This window comes from Streptacidiphilus carbonis (assembly GCF_000787775.1).
Classification (GTDB): Bacteria; Actinomycetota; Actinomycetes; order Streptomycetales; family Streptomycetaceae; genus Streptacidiphilus; species Streptacidiphilus carbonis.
On record NZ_BBPM01000007.1, the window covers coordinates 104,930 to 120,836 of the forward strand.

15 protein-coding genes are annotated in these 15,907 nt (G+C 74.0%); 6 read left to right on the forward strand and 9 right to left on the reverse strand.

Going from position 1 to position 15,907, the window contains the following annotated elements; genetic code table 11:
- The first annotated feature begins 90 nt into the window (after positions 1-90).
- Positions 91-1,074 carry a hypothetical protein gene (locus tag TR46_RS07800; RefSeq protein ID WP_042396181.1) on the forward strand — a complete coding sequence of 328 codons (984 nt, stop codon included), beginning with the start codon at positions 91-93 and terminating at the stop codon, positions 1,072-1,074.
- A gap of 13 nt (positions 1,075-1,087) precedes the next feature.
- Here the strand turns inward: TR46_RS07800 and TR46_RS07805 are convergent, their stop codons facing one another.
- Together TR46_RS07805 and TR46_RS07810 are read right to left on the reverse strand one after the other, a co-directional pair.
- On the reverse strand, positions 1,088-2,050 hold the full coding sequence (locus tag TR46_RS07805) for a DUF4328 domain-containing protein (protein ID WP_042395908.1): 963 nt from the start codon (positions 2,048-2,050) through the stop codon (positions 1,088-1,090).
- A 104-nt stretch (positions 2,051-2,154) separates the two neighbouring features.
- Positions 2,155-2,757 carry a TetR/AcrR family transcriptional regulator gene (locus TR46_RS07810; protein WP_063770545.1) on the reverse strand — a complete coding sequence of 201 codons (603 nt, stop codon included), beginning with the start codon at positions 2,755-2,757 and terminating at the stop codon, positions 2,155-2,157.
- A gap of 171 nt (positions 2,758-2,928) precedes the next feature.
- Here TR46_RS07810 and TR46_RS07815 point away from each other — a divergent pair, with 171 nt between their 5' ends.
- Genes TR46_RS07815 through TR46_RS07825 form a run of 3 tightly spaced genes read left to right on the forward strand, consistent with a single transcriptional unit; the run spans position 2,929 to position 4,795 of the window.
- Positions 2,929-3,879, forward strand: coding sequence for an RNA polymerase sigma factor SigF (locus tag TR46_RS07815; protein WP_169790636.1), 951 nt, complete (start codon positions 2,929-2,931; stop codon positions 3,877-3,879).
- A gap of 32 nt (positions 3,880-3,911) precedes the next feature.
- Positions 3,912-4,319 carry an STAS domain-containing protein gene (locus TR46_RS07820; RefSeq protein WP_042395914.1) on the forward strand — a complete coding sequence of 136 codons (408 nt, stop codon included), beginning with the start codon at positions 3,912-3,914 and terminating at the stop codon, positions 4,317-4,319.
- On the forward strand, positions 4,319-4,795 hold the full coding sequence (locus TR46_RS07825) for an ATP-binding protein (protein ID WP_052432613.1): 477 nt from the start codon (positions 4,319-4,321) through the stop codon (positions 4,793-4,795). The genes TR46_RS07820 and TR46_RS07825 overlap by 1 nt, the downstream gene beginning before the upstream one ends.
- Positions 4,796-4,808: 13 nt before the next feature.
- Here TR46_RS07825 and TR46_RS07830 read toward each other — a convergent pair whose 3' ends face one another.
- Genes TR46_RS07830 through ureA form a run of 3 tightly spaced genes read right to left on the reverse strand, consistent with a single transcriptional unit; the run spans position 4,809 to position 8,355 of the window.
- Positions 4,809-5,885, reverse strand: a complete 1,077-nt coding sequence (locus TR46_RS07830; protein ID WP_042395918.1) for an agmatine deiminase family protein — start codon at positions 5,883-5,885, stop codon at positions 4,809-4,811.
- Positions 5,886-5,896: 11 nt separating this feature from the next.
- On the reverse strand, positions 5,897-7,603 hold the full coding sequence (locus TR46_RS07835) for an urease subunit alpha (protein WP_439654347.1): 1,707 nt from the start codon (positions 7,601-7,603) through the stop codon (positions 5,897-5,899).
- A 47-nt stretch (positions 7,604-7,650) separates the two neighbouring features.
- Positions 7,651-8,355, reverse strand: coding sequence for an urease subunit gamma (gene ureA, locus TR46_RS07840; protein ID WP_042395921.1), 705 nt, complete (start codon positions 8,353-8,355; stop codon positions 7,651-7,653).
- A 337-nt stretch (positions 8,356-8,692) separates the two neighbouring features.
- Here ureA and TR46_RS07845 point away from each other — a divergent pair, with 337 nt between their 5' ends.
- A complete protein-coding gene (locus TR46_RS07845) occupies positions 8,693-10,900 on the forward strand; it encodes a SpoIIE family protein phosphatase (protein ID WP_052432614.1) in 2,208 nt (735 codons plus the stop codon).
- Here the strand turns inward: TR46_RS07845 and TR46_RS07850 are convergent.
- From TR46_RS07850 to moaA, 4 genes are all read right to left on the reverse strand, one after another.
- On the reverse strand, positions 10,891-11,964 hold the full coding sequence (locus TR46_RS07850) for a DUF2637 domain-containing protein (protein WP_042396195.1): 1,074 nt from the start codon (positions 11,962-11,964) through the stop codon (positions 10,891-10,893). The two genes, TR46_RS07845 and TR46_RS07850, sit on opposite strands and share 10 nt — an antisense overlap.
- Positions 11,965-12,314: 350 nt before the next feature.
- Positions 12,315-13,067 carry a hypothetical protein gene (locus TR46_RS07855; RefSeq protein WP_236655252.1) on the reverse strand — a complete coding sequence of 251 codons (753 nt, stop codon included), beginning with the start codon at positions 13,065-13,067 and terminating at the stop codon, positions 12,315-12,317.
- Between the two features lie 247 nt (positions 13,068-13,314).
- Complete coding sequence (locus TR46_RS07860; RefSeq protein ID WP_042395924.1) at positions 13,315-14,163, reverse strand: hypothetical protein; 849 nt, start codon at positions 14,161-14,163, stop codon at positions 13,315-13,317.
- Between the two features lie 150 nt (positions 14,164-14,313).
- On the reverse strand, positions 14,314-15,318 hold the full coding sequence (gene moaA / locus TR46_RS07865) for a GTP 3',8-cyclase MoaA (protein ID WP_042395927.1): 1,005 nt from the start codon (positions 15,316-15,318) through the stop codon (positions 14,314-14,316).
- Between the two features lie 130 nt (positions 15,319-15,448).
- Here moaA and TR46_RS07870 point away from each other — a divergent pair.
- A partial coding sequence (locus tag TR46_RS07870) for a nucleotidyltransferase family protein (protein WP_042395929.1) occupies positions 15,449-15,907 on the forward strand: 459 nt, incomplete at its 3' end.

Genomic DNA, 15,907 nt, shown 5'->3' on the forward strand with positions numbered 1-15,907 from the left:
ACCCCCCCCCCCCCCCCCGCCGTTCCGTCCGCACCGGTGGTCCCGCCGGTGCCGTCCCCTGCTCCGTCCCCCGTGCGTACCCCGTCCCCCGTGCGCCCACCGTCCGACGCGGTGCCGCCGGCGGCCGCGGCGCCACCGAGCGCTCCCCGGATCCCCGCCCCCGCGCCCGCGGCCCGGCCGCTGCCGCCCCGACCGTCGGAGCGCCCGTCCGAGGACGAGGCCGAACCCGCGGCGCTGCCGGCCGCCGACCCGGACCTGCTGGTCGGCATGGTCCCGGACACCGCCCTGGACGGCGCCCGCTACGGCACCATGACGCTGCGCGCCGCCTCGGTGCGCGGCGACCGGGGACGTCGGCGCGGCGAGGTCCGCGGCGACCGGCTGCTGACGCTGCGTTTCGGCGAGGGGAGCGAGGCGCTGCTGCTGGTGGTCATGGCGACGCCGCCCCCGGAGGAGAGCCCGTCGGTCGCTGACGACGCCTGCCGCCAGCTCGCCGCCTCGGTCGGCCGCAGCCGCAGTGAACTGCTGGCCGACCTGCGGGTGGGGGCGCAGGAGCGGTTGCGCTACGGGCTGCAGCGGCTCACCGCCCGCGCCGCGGTCCGGCTGCAGCGGGCGCCGCAGCCCGGCTCGTCCACCGAACTCAGTGGCACCGGCGGGTCGTTGCACGCGCTGCTGGCCCCGCTGGACCCGACCAGCCGGCTGCGGGCAGGCTTCGGCCTCGGCCCCGGCGGGCTGCTGCTGCTCGGCGACGACGCCTGGTACGACGCCTACGCCGGACGGCGGCTGGTGGGCTCGCAGCAGCCGTCCGACGCGGGCGGGGCGGACCGGCCGCCGGCGCCGCGAACCCCGGACCACTTCCGCTTCCGGGTGGTGGTGCCGGAGCCGGGGGACGTGCTGCTGCTCTGCAGCGAGGGCCTGGACCGGCCGCTGCGGGAGGAGCCCGCGGTCTCCGACTTCCTCGCCGACCACTGGGCCCACCCGCACCCGCCGGGCCAGGTGGACTTCCTGCGCCAGGTCCAGGTCCGCGCCGAGGGCTACACGGCGGACCGCACGGCCGCCGCGATCTGGGAGGACTGACCCGCGGAAGCGCTCACTCCGCGGCGGCCGGCTCGGGGTCGACCGGTTCGGGCTCGGCCGGCGCCTTGGCCAGGACCACGGCCGGCTCGTCCGCGACGGGCGTCGGAGCGGGCGGCGGGACCATGATCTGAGGCTGCTGATGGACGGGCGGTGCGAATGCCTGGGCCCGCATCGCCGCCGCCATCGAGAAGGGGTGGCCTGCCCCAGGCCCCTGCATGATCCTGATCTGCTGACGGCTGGTCAGCCGGCGCACCATCAGGACGCCGAGCACGGACGACGCGACCCACAGCGCCTCGACCGCGAACGCGAACACGAACCACGCCGAGGAGATCGACTCGGTTCCGTCGACAACTCTGTTGCCGCTCACCAACTGGATCGGGAGAACGGACGCCCAGAAGCACACCAGGCCGATGGCGAAGGTGAGCCACCAGAAGGTGACCAGTCGGCTCCGGGGCTTCCACAACCGCTCTTCGGTCAGCGGTTCGCTGGCCCGCCAGATGTCACCGGCCACCATCCGGGGAAGCACCAGGAAGGCGACGGGGACGAACCAGCCGCCGACGGCCCAACCGGGGCCCAGCCGCTGCTGGCCCGGGGCCAGCACACCGGAGAGCTTGGCGGACTTGAAGAACCAGACGATGAAGGTGACGGCGGTGCCGAGGAGCAGCAGCCCGCCCAGGTCGAAGAGGAGTGAACTCGCCACGAGGGTGGCGCTCGCGGCGTCCCAGTGGCTGCCCGCGCCGTCGGCGCCGATGGCGTGGGACAGGCTCATGCCGTAGCCGTCCAGGCCGATGAAGAGCGCCGCCACCAGCAGGTTGGCGCCGAAGAGGATCTGCACGGCGGTGGCCAGCCCGGTGGGGGCCGAGGGCACGGAGTAGGCGACGGGGTAGTAGGCCGAGGGCTGGGCACCGGCCCACCCGCAGGCGGAGCACCGTCCGTAGGGATCGAGGTACGGGGACGAACAGGACGGACAGGGCAAGGTGACTCCACCTGGGAAAGTCCCGCTCATCGACGGCGGGGCGGCTGATGCTATCGACCGGCCGGACGGCCGTCCATCGGGTTGCCGCCCCCGCGTCGGAGCCGTTACCGCAGGTGAAGGGAGTCGTCCAGGTATTCGCCGATGTGTTCCAGGGCCCGCTCCCGGCCGGCCCCGGGGACACCGGTGACCACGGCGGTGCCGAAGCCGTCCAGCAGCGCGCCGAGCCGCACCGCGAAGCGCTCCGGATCCACGGGGCGGAACCCGCCGGCGGCGATGCCCTGGCGCAGCAGCACGACCAGGTCGCTGCGCCAGGCGGCCTCGATCGCGGCCTGGCCGGTGCGCATCTCCTCGACGGCGAGTGAGCGGCCCCACACTTCGACCCAGAGCGCCCAGCGCGGATCCCCGGTCCCGGTCGGCAGGTAGAGTGCGACGTAGTCGTCCAACCGCCGGGCCGCAGATGCGTCCGTGCCGAGTGCGGCGCGGCGGCGTTCGCCCAGCTCGGCCTCGCTCCAGCCCAGGGTCTCCAGCAGCAGCCGGTCCTTGCTGCCGAAGTAGTAGAGCAGGTGCCCCGCGCTCATCCCCAGCCGGCGACCCAGTCCGGCCATGGTCAGTGCGGCCAGCCCCTGCCGGGCGATGGCGTCCATCGCGGCGGCGAACACCTCCTCGCGCGGCGGTGCGGGGCGTCGGGCCTGTTCCCGGTCTGGCACGCCGGTCCCTCCGAAGGCGTTGGAATGTCGTTCTAACCCTGTACGGCCCAGTAAACCAGCCGGACCGGAGGCCCGGCGGAAATCAATCGGCCCCCGGACGCATGAGGACGGCGGAGCCGGGTACACGATGGCACGCAGTCAGTCCTGATCAGTGAGCGATCAAGGAGAACCATGAACAGCAGTACCAAGGTCATGACGAGGAGCACCGCCGCCGCCGACCGGCAGCGGTACGCCGGACCCGTCGCGGACGTGGCACTGCCTGCCTTCGCCGCCCCCGCCACTGTCGATTTTCCGAGCTCCGCCGAATCCGTCCCCGCCGAGCTGTCGGCCGATCTTCCTGCCGATCTCGCCGCCGTCGGCCCCGCCGACGCGCGGGCCATGTCCAAGGTGATGTTCGCCCGGCTGGCGACGCTGGAGGAGGGCACCCACGAGTACCAGTACGTGCGGAACACCCTGGTCGAGCTCAACCTGGCGCTGGTCCACTTCGCCGCCGCGCGGTTCCGCAGCCGCAGCGAGCCGATGGAGGACATCGTCCAGGTCGGCACGATAGGCCTGATCAAGGCCATCGACCGGTTCGACCCGGCGCGCGAGGTGGAGTTCCCCACCTTCGCCCTGCCCACCGTCCTCGGCGAGATCAAGCGCTTCTTCCGGGACACCAGCTGGGCCGTGCACGTGCCGCGACGGCTGCAGGAACTGCGACTCGCGCTGGCCAAGGCCGGCGACGACCTGGCCCAGGCGCTGGACCGCGCGCCCACAGCTTCCGAGCTGGCCGCGCACCTCGGCCTCACCGAGGAGGAGGTCTGCGAGGGCCTGGTCGCCAGCAACGCCTACTCGGTGAGCTCCCTGGACGCGCAGCCGGGTGAGGACGAGACCGAGGGCTCCTTCGCGGACCGGATCGGCAGCATCGACCCCGGGCTGGAGGGCATCGAGAACCTGGAGTCGCTCAAGCCGCTGATCGCCGCGCTCTCGGACCGGGAGCGGACCCTGCTGTCGCTGCGCTTCGGCGCCGAGCTCACGCAGTCGCAGATCGGCGAGGAACTCGGCATCTCGCAGATGCATGTCTCCCGCCTGCTGGCCCGGGCCCTCGGCAAGCTGCGGGCGCGTCTGCTCGTCGAGGAGTGACCGGTGCACCCCGGGGCCGGGAAGGAGCACGGATGAGCCAGGGAGTGGTCGAAGGGGGAGCGGACGCGCTGCCCCGCTTCGCGGTGGAACTGCGCGCCGTCGGCGCCGCCGTGGTGCTGGCCCTCTCCGGCGAGCTGGACTACGACACCGCGCCCGAGCTGCGGGAACGGCTGGATCAGGCGCTGGACCAGGTGCTGGAGCCGGCGGTCGACCGGTCGGCTCGGCCGGCGACCGTGGTGGTGGACTGCTCCAGCCTGGCCTTCTGCGACTCCACCGGGCTGAACGTGCTGCTCGCGGCGAGGCTGAAGGCCGAGCAGCAGGGGGCCTCGATCCGGCTGGCCGCCCTGCGCGGCCATGTCGTCCGGATGTTCGAGATCACGGGTGCCGGGACGGTGTTCAGCGTCCACCCGGATCTCGCCGACGCCCTGGCAGCGGCGTGATGGAGCAGGACGTGGTCGGACCAGGCGTGCTGGGCCAAGGTGCCGGGCGCAGGGCCGGGGTGCTCCCGCCCGGCGGCCAGATCCGGCGGCTGCAGCTGGCCGGCGTCGCCGGTCCGGTCGGCCGGGCCCGCGACTTCGCCCGCAGGGCGCTGACCGACTGGGAGTGGCTGCCGGGCCGGACCGAGGAGCAGCGGGCGGTGGCGGAGGATGTGCTGCTGCTGGTCTCCGAGCTGGTCACCAATGCCTGTCTGCACGCCGGCGGGCCGACCGAACTGGCGCTGCGCTGCACCGAGGAGCGGCTCCGGGTGGAGGTGTCCGACCGAAACCCGGAACCGCCGCACCCGCGCACCCCGCACCGGGCCGCCCGCCCCGGCGGCCACGGCCTGCACATCGTCGCCCGCCTCGCCCGTGCCTGGGGCACCAGCCCCACCCCGCACGGCAAGACGGTCTGGCTGGAGGTCGCGGCCGCCCGCTGAGGTGCCCGGGCGGTCAGGCCCGGGGCTGCTGCTGGGTGATGCAGTGGATGCCGCCGCCGTTGGCGAAGATCTCGCGGGCGTCGACCAGTTCCACCTTGCGGTCCGGGAAGTGACGGGCGAACAGCCCGGCCGCGGCCTGGTCGCGGGGGTCGTCGAAGGCGCAGAGGACGACAGCGCCGTTGCAGAGGTAGTGGTTGATGTACGAGTAGTCGACGGGCTCGCCGTCCTCCTCGAAGAGGACGGTGGGGGCGAGCAGTTCCACCACCTCCAGCGTACGGCCCCTGGCGTCGGTGGACGCCCGCAGCAGGGCCGCGATCTCCTTGGTGACCTGGTGGTCGGGGTGGGCCGGGTCGGGCTGGACGTGGACGGCGACGGTGCCCGGCTTGAGGAAGGCGGCGACGATGTCGATGTGGCCGCGGGTGCCGAACCGCCGGTAGTCGCGGGTCAGTCCGCGCGGGACCCAGATCGCCGTGGTGGTGCCCAGGTGGGCGTGGATCTCCGCCTCGACCTGCTCCTTGGTCCAGTCGGAGTTGCGGCCCTCGCCGAGCTGCACGGTCTCGGTGAGCAGCACGGTGCCCTCGCCGTCGACATGGATGCCGCCGCCCTCGTTGATCAGGCGGGAGGCGAAGCGGCGGACCCCGGCCAGGGTGCTGACCTCCTCGGCGATGTGCTGGTCGTGCTCCCAGCTGGCCCACTCCTGGGCGCCCCAGCCGTTGAAGATCCAGTCCGCGGCGGCCAGACCGCCCTTGCCGTCGGTGAGGAAGGTGGGGCCGATGTCGCGCATCCAGGCGTCGTCCAGCGGGCGCTCGACGATCTCGACCGCCGCGGAGACGTACTCGCGCGCGGTTCCGGTCTCGCCGAGGTTGACGACCAGGGTGACCGGCTCGTAGCGGACCACGGTGTCGGCGACGGCGGCCCAGGCCTGGCGGGCGGCGTGCAGGTCGTCGCCGGTGAAGGTCTCGTTGGGGGTGGGGAAGGCCATCCAGGTGCGGTCGTGCGGCTGCCATTCGGCGGGCATGGAGTAGCCGAGCCCGGCCGGCGTCTGCGCCGGCCGGGACTGAGGCGTCCGAGGGGCCTGAGGGGTCGTCATGGTGCTTGTCCTTAGAGGAAGTAGAGGCGACTGAGGGAGACCGAGTCGGCGGCGACGGACTGCAGTGGCTCGCCGTCCAGCGAGACCAGTCCGGTGGCGGGGTCGACGTCGACCGCGCCGGTGCGGCCGTTGCGCAGCATGTCGCGCGGGCCGATGCCGCGGGTGTTGCGGACGGCGACGCGCCGGCGGCGGGTCGGCATGGCGTCTCCGTTGTCGACGGCGGCCTGGGCGACGAAGGCCACCGAGATGTCCGCGGCGGTGGCGCCGTGCGCGCCGAACTGCGGGCCCAGCACCAGTGGTTCGCACCGGTCGGTGGAGGCGTTGGGGTCGCCGGTGACGCCGTAGGCGGGGAAGCCGGACTTCAGCACCAGTTGCGGTTTGGCGCCGAAGTGGTCGGCCCGCCACAGCACCAGGTCGGCGAGCTTGCCGACCTCGATGGAGCCGATCTCATGGGCCAGGCCGTGGGCGATGGCGGGGTTGATGGTGAGCTTGGCGATGTAGCGCAGCACCCGCTCGTTGTCGTCGCCGCCGCTCACCTCGCCGAACGAGCCGGTGCCGTCCATCGGACCCAGCTCGTACTTCATCTTCCCGGCCAGCGCGAAGGTCCGGCGCACGGTCTCCCCGGCGCGGCCCATGCCCTGGGCGTCGGAGGAGGTGATGCCGATGACGCCCAGGTCGTGCAGCACGTCCTCGGCGCCCATCGTCCCGGCCCGGATCCGGTCGCGGGCCATCGCGGCGTCGCCGGGCAGGTCGACCTTGAGGTCGTGCGCGGAGACGATCATGCCGAAGTGCTCGCCCAGGGCGTCCCGGCCGAAGGGCAGCGTCGGGTTGGTGGAGGAGCCGATGACGTTGGGGACGCCGGCCATCTTCAGCACATTGGGGACGTGGCCGCCGCCGCAGCCCTCGATGTGGAAGGCGTGGATGGTGCGGCCGCCGAGCACGGCCAGGGTGTCCTCGACGGACAGGCACTCGTTCAACCCGTCGGTGTGCAGGGCGACCTGGACGTCGTGCTCCTCGGCCACCCGCAGCGCGGTGTCCAGGGCGCGGGTGTGCGCGCCCATGTCCTCGTGCACCTTGAAGCCGGAGGCGCCGCCCTCGGCCAGGGCCTCGACCAGCGGGGCGCCGTCGGAGGACGAACCGCGGGCCAGGAAGCCGATGTTGACCGGCCAGGCGTCGAAGGCGTTGAAGGCGTGCCGCAGCGCCCAGGGCGAGTTGACGCCGACGCCCCAGACCGGGCCGAACTCCTGGCCGATGATCGTGGTCACGCCGGAGGCCAGCGAGGCCTCCATGATCCGCGGCGACAGCAGGTGCACATGGGTGTCGACGGCCCCGGCCGTGGCGATCATGCCCTCGCCGGAGACGATGCTGGTGCCGGTGCCGACCACGACGTCCACCCCGTCCAGGGTGTCCGGGTTCCCGGCCCGGCCGATGGAGCAGATCCGGCCCTCGCGGATGCCGATGCTGGTCTTGCGGATGCCCTGCACCGCGTCGATCACCAGCACGTTGCTGATCACCACGTCGCAGGTGTCGCGGACCGCGGCGGCCTTGAGGTGCAGCCCGTCCCTGGCGGTCTTGCCGAAGCCGGCCAGGAACTCCTCTCCCGGCTGCTGGGAGTCCGACTCGACCCGGACGATCAGCCCGGAGTCGCCCAGCCGGACCCGGTCGCCGGCGCGCGGGCCGTGCACGGCGATGTAGTCGGCGGGGGTGATGGTGCTGATCGGCCCGGGGCGGCCGTGGCAGCCGTGGGCGTCGAAACCGCCGGCGGTCACTGGCCGTCCTCCTCGTACCTGGTCAGGTATCCCGTCGCCCGAGCCTTCTCCAGCGCCGCCTCCTTGGCCCCGGGCGCGTCCAGCGGGCCGTCCACCAGGCCGGCGAAGCCGATGGCCACCCTGGCTCCGCCGATCGGCAGCAGCCCGACCTCCACGGTCGCGCCCGCGTCGAAGCGCACGGTCGAGCCGGCGGGAACGGCCAGCCGGGTGCCGTAGGCGGCGGCGCGGTCGAAGGCGAGCCGGGGGTTGGCCTCGAAGAAGTGGAAGTGCGAGGTGACGGTGATCGGCACCGGCGAGGTGTTGCGCACCGGCAGCCGCAGCGGCGGCTCGGGCGGCCGGTAGCCCTCGCCCGCACCGGGCAGCGCGGCGCCGGGGGCGTCCGGGCCCAGCGAGCCCGCCCCTCGGAACGGGTCGTCGATCACGCAGAGCCTGGTGCCGTCGTCGAACACCGCCTCGACCTGCAGGGTGGTCACCACGTCCAGGACCCCGGGCAGCACGTCGTCGGCGGTGAGCACCGACCGCCCGGCCTCGACCGCCTCGGCGAGCCTGCGTCCGTCCCGGGCGGCCTCGCACACGGTGTCGGCGATCAGCGCGGTGGCCTCCGGCACGTTCAGCCGCACCCCGCGCGCCCGTCGCGCACGCGCCAGCTCAGCGGCTGAGAAGAGCAGCAGCCGGTCCCGCTCGGTCGGTGTCAGTCGCACAGTGCCTCGTCCCGGTCCTTTAGAACGGCGTTCAAACCCTCATCGGCATTGAACCCCGCGGCCCGGGTGGATGTCCAGCACGGCGCGGTCGTGGCGTCGCGCCCGGGTCCAGCAGGGTCCCGGCCCGCCGTCCGGCCCAATCCGCCGGGCCCTCGCCGCCGCACCGGAACCGTCCGGCGGCCCAGGGCACGCCCCGCTCCCTGCGGACCTCCGTGAGCGGCCGGACCGGGCGACGCGCCGGACTCCGCTTCCGGCATTGCCGCTGATACCTTCATCCGACAGGATGAAGCCCAGATAAACCGTGACGATTCACTGACCACAACCGGCAGGGAGAGCAATGGCGTCCGCACCTCAGTCGCCTCGCCTGCCCTCCGGGGTGCCGGGCCTGCTGAACCTGCCGACGTCCGGTCTGCTCACCCCGGCGCCGCAGGGCGGCGGCGAGGGCGGCGAGGCCACCCCCGCCTGGCTGGCGCCCGCCATGGCGGCCAACGGGATCGGCTCCTTCGACTGGGACCTGCACAACGACCTGGTCGACGGCGACGACCGCGCCTGCATGATCCTCGGCATCCCGCTGGACGACGGGACCGGCCACCGGCCCCCGCCGATGAACTCCGAGTCCTTCCTGGCCATGCTGCACCCCGACGACGCCCCGATCGTGCGGCGCCGGGTGGCCCGGGCGGTGGAGACGCTGGGCCAGTGCGGCGCCTACTACCGCACCGTCTTCGCCGACGGCGAGATGCACGCCGTCCGCTTCCGCGGCCGGGTGCTGGCCGATGAGCGCGGCCGGCCCTCGCACATGGTCGGATTCGTCTGGGACGCCACCGCCGAGCTGCACAAGCGGGTCCGCGCCGACCATCTCGCGGTGCTCCGCGAGGAGCGCACCCGGTTCATCAAGGAGGCCGCCCGGGCCTTGTCCGAGGCCACCACCATGAACGACGTGGCCCGGGTCTTCACCGAGCTGCCGCTGCCGGGCATTCCGCCGGACGGGCTGATCCTGGCCGTCCTGGAGAACGGCCGGATCCAGATCCTGCGCTCCAGCGGCTACGACCCGGACTCGGCCCCGCCGCCGCACAACCACGTCCCGCTGGACGCCGACCACCCGGCGGCGCTGGCGCTGCGGACCCGTACCCCGGTGTTCATCTCCAGCAAGCCCGAGTACAAGGAGCGCTTCCCCAGCGCCTGGGCGCCGGTCCAGGACTCGCCGCGCAGCGCCTGGGCCTTTCTGCCGCTGATCGCCAGCGGCCGCCCGCTGGGCGTGTGCCTGGTCAGCTTCGCCGAGGACCGCGCCCTGGACGCCGAGGACCGCACCCTGCTCAGCACCCTCGGCGGCATGGTGGCCCAGTCGCTGGCCCGGGCCCGGCTGCACGACGCCGAGCACGAGCTGGCAGCGGGGCTGCAGCGGGTGCTGCTGCCGCGCCGGGTGCCGCCACTGCCCGGCTTCAGCACCGCGGTGCGCTACCTGCCGGCCGGGACCGGTTTGCAGATCGGCGGCGACTGGTACGACGTGGTGCCGCTGCCCGGGGGCCATGTCGGGCTGGTCATCGGCGACGTCCAGGGCCACGACGTGCACGCCGCCGGGGTGATGGGCCAGCTGCGGATCGCCCTGCGCGCCTACGCCGCCGAGGGCCACCCGCCGGCCGCGGTGATGGCCCGCGCCTCCCGCTTCATGGCCGACCTGGACACCGGGCACTTCGCGACCTGCCTCTACGCCGAGGTCAACGTCGACTACGGCGCCGTCTACGCGGTGCGCGCCGGGCACCTGGACCCGCTGGTGCGCCGCGCGGACGGCAGCGCGGCGGTGCAGCCGGTGGCGGGCGGGCTGCCGCTGGGCATCGACCCGGAGAGCGCCTACCCGGTCACCCGCTTCACCCTGGACCCCGGCGAACTGCTGCTGCTCTGCACCGACGGACTGGTGGAGACCCGCAGCATCGACATCGACGAGGGCATGGAGCGGCTGCGCAGCGTCATCGCGGGCCCCCAGCCGGACGGGCCCGGGGCGCTGGAGGCGCTGGCCGACCGGCTGGAGGAGCAGGCCGCCGACAGCCACGAGCGGGACGACGACATCGCGCTGCTGCTGCTCCGCTGGGAGGGCCCGGCCGAGAGCCGCCCCCGGCAGCTGCGGCGCCGGATCCAGCAGGCCGACCTGGCGCAGATCTCCGAGGTGCGCGGCGAACTGCGCGACGCCGTGCGGCGCTGGGGGGTCGGCGACCTGGCCGACACCGTCGAGCTGCTGACCTCGGAACTGGTCACCAACGCCCTGGTGCACACCGACCGGGACGCGCTGCTGACCGCCCGCCTCTACCGCGAGGGCGGCCCGGAGGGCCCGGCCCGGCTCCGGGTCGAGGTGGACGACGAGTCGGACCTGTGGCCCCGCCGCCGCACGCCCGGGGAGCAGGCCTCCTCCGGGCGCGGGCTGATGCTGGTCGAGGCGCTCTCCGACGCCTGGGGCGTCGACCCGCGCGGCAGCGGCAAGCGGATGTGGTTCGAACTGATACACCATCAGCCGGAGCCCGGCCAGCAGCCCGGGACCGACGGTCAGCCGTAGAGCTGTTCCAGGTCCTTGAGCTTCTGCTCCAGCGAGTCCAGCCGGGGCAGCGTCAGCGTGTCGTCCTCGGCGGTCAGGTCGAAGGTGCGCTCCTCGGACCTCGGCCGCACCGGCTCGGGCCTCGGCCGCACCGGCAGCTCGACCACCGGCGGGACCGGGGTCCGCTCGGCTTCCAGCGGGTCGTTCGCCGCTATGACAGGCTCCGCGGCCGGGGCACGCTCACCCGCGGCCGTCCGCGGCCCGGTCGCCGCCGGCAGCTCCGCCTGCGCGCGCAGCCCGCGGGACCAGCCGCGGCTGCTCAGCGCCCGCAGCTCGGCGCGCTCATGGCGGGAGGCCCGGCGCTGCTCGTGCCGCTCGATGTCCCGCTGCCGCTTGTCGTCGCGGACCTCGTCGACGGCCTCGTCCAGGCTGCGGACGTTCTCCAGCAGCATCAGCGACCAGGCGGCATAGGTCTCCCTGGGGGCGCGCAGCCAGCGCACGATGCGGATCTGCGGCAGCGGGCGGGGCACCAGGCCCTGCTCGCGCAGCGCCGCGCGGCGGGTCTGCTTCAGGGCGCGGTCGAACAGCACCGCCGCCGAGAGCGACATGCCGGCGAAGAACTGCGGCGCGCCGTGGTGGTCCACCCCGCGCGGGGCGTGCACCCAGTTGAACCAGGCCGAGGCGGCCGCGAACAGCCACACCAGGATGCGCGAGCCCAGCGCCGCGTCGCCGTGGCTGGCCTCGCGGACCGCCAGCACCGAGCAGAAGCAGGCCGCCCCGTCCAGGCCGAACGGCACCAGGTACTCCCAGCCGCCGGACAGCCCCAGGTTCTGCACCCCGAAGCCGACCAGCCCGTGGAAGGACAGCGCGGCCGCGACGGCGGCGCAGCAGAACAGCAGCACGTAGGAGGCCGAGCCGTACAGCGCCTCCTTCTTGCGGCGGCGTTCCTCGCTGCGCTCCCAGGAGTCGGTGCTCGCGCGTGAAGCCGAGCCTCGCGACCGCAGCAGGGTCGCCAGCCCCGCGATGAGGAGGAGGCCCGCGACGGCGGCGACGACCCACCCCAGCGTTATGTCGGTAACTCTCATGCCCCTGCCCAAACCTCGGTTGCCCCGGCCGGTGCCGAAGTGGGAACCATCCTGGCTCAAACCTCCGTGGCGCATGATGCTTTTGGGATGGATACACCGGAAGGGTGTATCCATCGTTGGTGTACACACCGGGAAGGGTTGCCGGATGCCGTCCGCCTCCACCCGCTCCCGCCTGGGACTTCGCCCTTCCGGGCAGCCCGCGGCCGAGTCCGGCGGACCGGTCCGGACACCCGGCGGAGTGGCCCTGCTGCTGCCTCCTGTGGTACTGGCGTTGACGCCGCGCCTGTGGGGGCCTCGGCCGGCCTCCGGGCCTGCACCGGCCTCCGGGCCCGCGGCGTGGAGGTCACCCTCTACGCCCGCCCCGGCGCCTGCCCGTCCCGCTGATCCACCGCCCCACCGTCCTGGGCGCGGTCCTCGGCCAGCCACACCGGCACATTCCCGAACGTCCGGACCAGGCGGGCGGCCTGCGCCCGCAGCAGTACGGCCTCCGGGCTGGGGGACACCGCGGCCAGCGAGGCGAGCGCGGGGGCGATGCCGACGGCGAAGCCGGCCAGCTCGCGCAGCCGCAGCGACTCGGCGAAGCCGTGCCTGGCGCCGGCCAGGTTCCCGTCCTGCTGGGCGATCGAGGCCAGGTGCCGCCAGGTGTAGGACAGCAGCAGGTCGTCGCGCTGCTGCTCGGCGCCGGCGTGGGCGCGCCGGTAGGCGGTGCGGGCGGAGGCCGGGTCCTTCAGCAGGTTCTCGGCGACCAGGCCGCGGCGGAAGTCCAGCAGCGGACGGCCGGGGGCGTCCGGGGGCAGCATCGCCGAGGCCCGGCCGAGGGCCATCTGGGCCTCGTCCAGCCGGTCGTGCACCTGCAGCAGGGTCGCGCAGTAGGCGAGGTAGCCGCGGGCGCAGGCGGCGGCGGCGCGATCGGCTGCCGCCCGGGCCCCGGCCTCGGCGAGCCGCAGCGCACTCTCGGCCTCGCCCCAGCCCTGGTTCTCGAAGAGCGCCCGCTCGATCAGCAGTTCGGCCCGCTCCAGCGCCGCCTCCGGGGAGTGCGCGGCCGACGGCTCCAGCAGTGCCGCGGCCGCCTGCCAGCAGCCGCGCGAGCGCAGCAGCCACACCGTGGCGCCGTCGTCGCGGGCGGCGGCCCCGGGGTCCGAACCGTCGGGGTCCGGGCCGCCGGGGTCCGGGGCCGGTGCCGTTCGCTGGTCCGACGCGCCTCGGTTGACCGACAAGGACGGCTCCCCTCCGTGCTGCTGGCCGGGTGGTGACGGAATTGCAACATGCGGTCGGCCAACCGCGCCAGATCAATCACAACCCCAGTTGCAACTGATCCTTTATTGACGACCCGTCAGTTCGTGCTGTCCGTCAGTTCGAGCCGCCGGTGCGGAGCAGCTCCCGGGCGGCGGAGTTCACCGGCTGCGGCACGCCCTCCAGGTCCAGCTCGAAGAGGGCCACCAGGAGCTGGTCCGCGCGGTTGCGGGACTCCTGGTTGTAACCGGCCAGGGTGAACATCACCGGCTGCAGCTCGTCGGCGTGCAGGGTGTTCAGCCAGAGGCACTCGACCGCGCGCAGGTCGGCGGGCTCGGTCCAGGTGTCGACCTGGGCGACCACCGTCGATCCCAGCAGGCACACCCCCTCGCGGTCCTGCGAGTCGGACACTTCCAGGGTGCCGAAGCCCAGCCACTCCAGGTAGCGGGCGGCGGCCAGGATCGCGTCGTCCGAGGTCCGCACCGGATGCGGGACGAACGGCGGCCGCGAGGGCGCGGGGCGCCGGCCCGCCGGGGGCTGGGCGGGCGGCTGCGCAGGCTGCTGCGGCTGCCCGGAGGGGTGCGTGGGCGGATGCGTGGCCGGATGCTGGATCGGGGGCCGCTGGACCACCGGCGGCTTGGGCGGCGCGATCGGCACCGGCCTGCGGTCGGTGTCCACCGGGAGCCGCACGGTGGCACCGCAGGAGCAGGTGAACTCGGGCTGCGGCCACTGCTCGGACCGCCCGCAGGACGGGCAGCGCATGCTCAGCCAGGAGTCCTCCCAGGAGCGGAACCGCACCTGGACCGGCACCCCGCCGCGCAGCAGCGGCACCTTGAGACTGGCCCCGCACGGGCAGGGGAACACCGAGGGCTCATAGGCGTGCTCCCGGCGGCAGGACGGGCAGCGCACCGGGCGCGGCGCAGGCTGGGGAGTCCCCTGACTGTCGGGCTGCGGGGTGGCGGGCATGACGAACCGTCCGTTCCGGTCGGGGCGGGCTGCTATCCATCCTCGCTGATCCAACCGGGTTCGGGGAGGCCCTTTGTCGGACGGGACCGAGCGGATCCGCGGGGGGACGGTGAGTGAACGCCGGGTGATCGGTCGCCGATGGGCCGCCGATCAGCCGCCGATGGCCGACATCGGGCGGTCCGGCTGCCGGAAGTCAGGGCTGTCGATGGCGTGGCCGGGTCCCTTGCCCGCGACCGATGCGCGCCAGGCGGCCTCGACCGCCTCGTCGTCCGCGCCGCCCCTGAGCAGGGCCCGCAGATCGGACTCGGTGGCGGCGAACAGGCAGTTGCGCAGCTGGCCGTCGGCGGTGAGCCGGACCCGGTCGCAGCCGCCGCAGAACGGCCGGGTGACGCTGGCGATCACGCCGACCACCGCGTCCGTCCCGACCACGCGCCACTCCTCGGCGGGAGCGTTGCCGCTCCGGGGCAGCGGCTCCAGGGTGAAGCGCTCGCCGAGCCGCTCCAGGATCTCGTCGGCGGTGACCATCCGGCCGCGGTCCCAGGCGCCCTGGGCGTCCAGCGGCATGGACTCGATGAAGCGCATCCGGTACCCGTGCTCGATCGCGAAGGCGGCCATCCCGGCGATCTCGTCGTCATTGACGCCGCGTACCGGGACGGCGTTGACCTTCACCGGGGCCAGGCCCGCGGCCTGGGCCGCGGCCAGTCCGAGCAGCACGTCCTGGAGCCGGTCGCGTCGGGTGATCTCGGCGAAGCGCTCGGGGCGCAGCGTGTCCAGGCTGACATTGACCCGCCGCAGTCCGGCCTCCCGCAGGGCGACCGCGCTGCGGGCCAGGCCGATGCCGTTGGTGGTGATCGACAGCTCCGGCGGGTGCGGCAGTGCGGTGAGCCTGGCGATCAGCCCCGGCAGGCCGCGCCGCAGCAGGGGCTCACCTCCGGTGAGGCGGACGGTACGGACGCCCAGCCGTTCGGTCGCGACGGCGACCAGGCGCACCAGTTCGTCGTCGGTCAGCAGTTCGGGCTTGGGCAGCCAGGCCAGGCCCTCCTCCGGCATGCAGTAGGTGCAGCGCAGATTGCACCGGTCGGTGAGCGAGACCCGCAGATCGGTGTGGACCCGGCCGAGGCGGTCCATCAGGGGGGAGGCGGTGGTGCTGGGCATTCGCCCAGTAGAACCGGCTTGCAGGGCGCCGGTCCAGCGGGTGAAGCCCCGGTGAACGGGGGAGGGGCCACGCGCACGCCTGTAGTTTCGTCCAACGCAGGGGTGAGGGGTGTCCCGGCAGACTGGACGCATGCCTGCCACCAGCCCCGTCGCCCTCCTCCTCGCCGCCGGCGGGGGCCGCCGCCTCGGTCTCGGCCCCAAGGCGCTGCTGCCCTACCGCGGGCGGCCGTTGATCGAGCACGCGCTCGCGGTGCTGCGGGCAGGGGGATGCGGGCGGGTGGTGGTTGTGCTGGGAGCCGGCGCGGACGCCGTGGTGGCGGGGGCGGAGCTGGGGGAGTGCGTGCCGGTGGTGAACCGGGACTGGGCTTCCGGGATGGGTTCTTCCCTGCGGGCAGGGCTCGCCGCGCTGCCCGCGGACGCCTCGTCGGTGCTGGTGTCGTTGGTCGACACGCCCGGGGTGACGCCGGAGGCGGTGCGGAGGCTGCTCGCCGTGGACGGCCTGGCCGCGGCGGGGTACCGCGGCAGGCGCGGGCATCCGGTGTGCATCCCGGCCCGGTACTGGGCGGAGGCCGCGGAGGGGGCGGTGGGG

Bases quoted from the DNA above. Each gene is read 5' to 3' on its own strand.
- TR46_RS07815 (WP_169790636.1), top strand. From the start codon at position 2,929: ATGAACAGCAGTACCAAGGTCATGACGAGGAGCACCGCCGCCGCCGAC.
- TR46_RS07820 (WP_042395914.1), top strand. From the start codon at position 3,912: ATGAGCCAGGGAGTGGTCGAAGGGGGAGCGGACGCGCTGCCCCGCTTC.
- TR46_RS07825 (WP_052432613.1), top strand. From the start codon at position 4,319: ATGGAGCAGGACGTGGTCGGACCAGGCGTGCTGGGCCAAGGTGCCGGG.
- TR46_RS07830 (WP_042395918.1), bottom strand. From the start codon at position 5,885: ATGACGACCCCTCAGGCCCCTCGGACGCCTCAGTCCCGGCCGGCGCAG.
- TR46_RS07845 (WP_052432614.1), top strand. From the start codon at position 8,693: ATGGCGTCCGCACCTCAGTCGCCTCGCCTGCCCTCCGGGGTGCCGGGC.
- TR46_RS07850 (WP_042396195.1), bottom strand. From the start codon at position 11,964: ATGAGAGTTACCGACATAACGCTGGGGTGGGTCGTCGCCGCCGTCGCG.
- TR46_RS07860 (WP_042395924.1), bottom strand. From the start codon at position 14,163: ATGCCCGCCACCCCGCAGCCCGACAGTCAGGGGACTCCCCAGCCTGCG.
- moaA (WP_042395927.1), bottom strand. From the start codon at position 15,318: ATGCCCAGCACCACCGCCTCCCCCCTGATGGACCGCCTCGGCCGGGTC.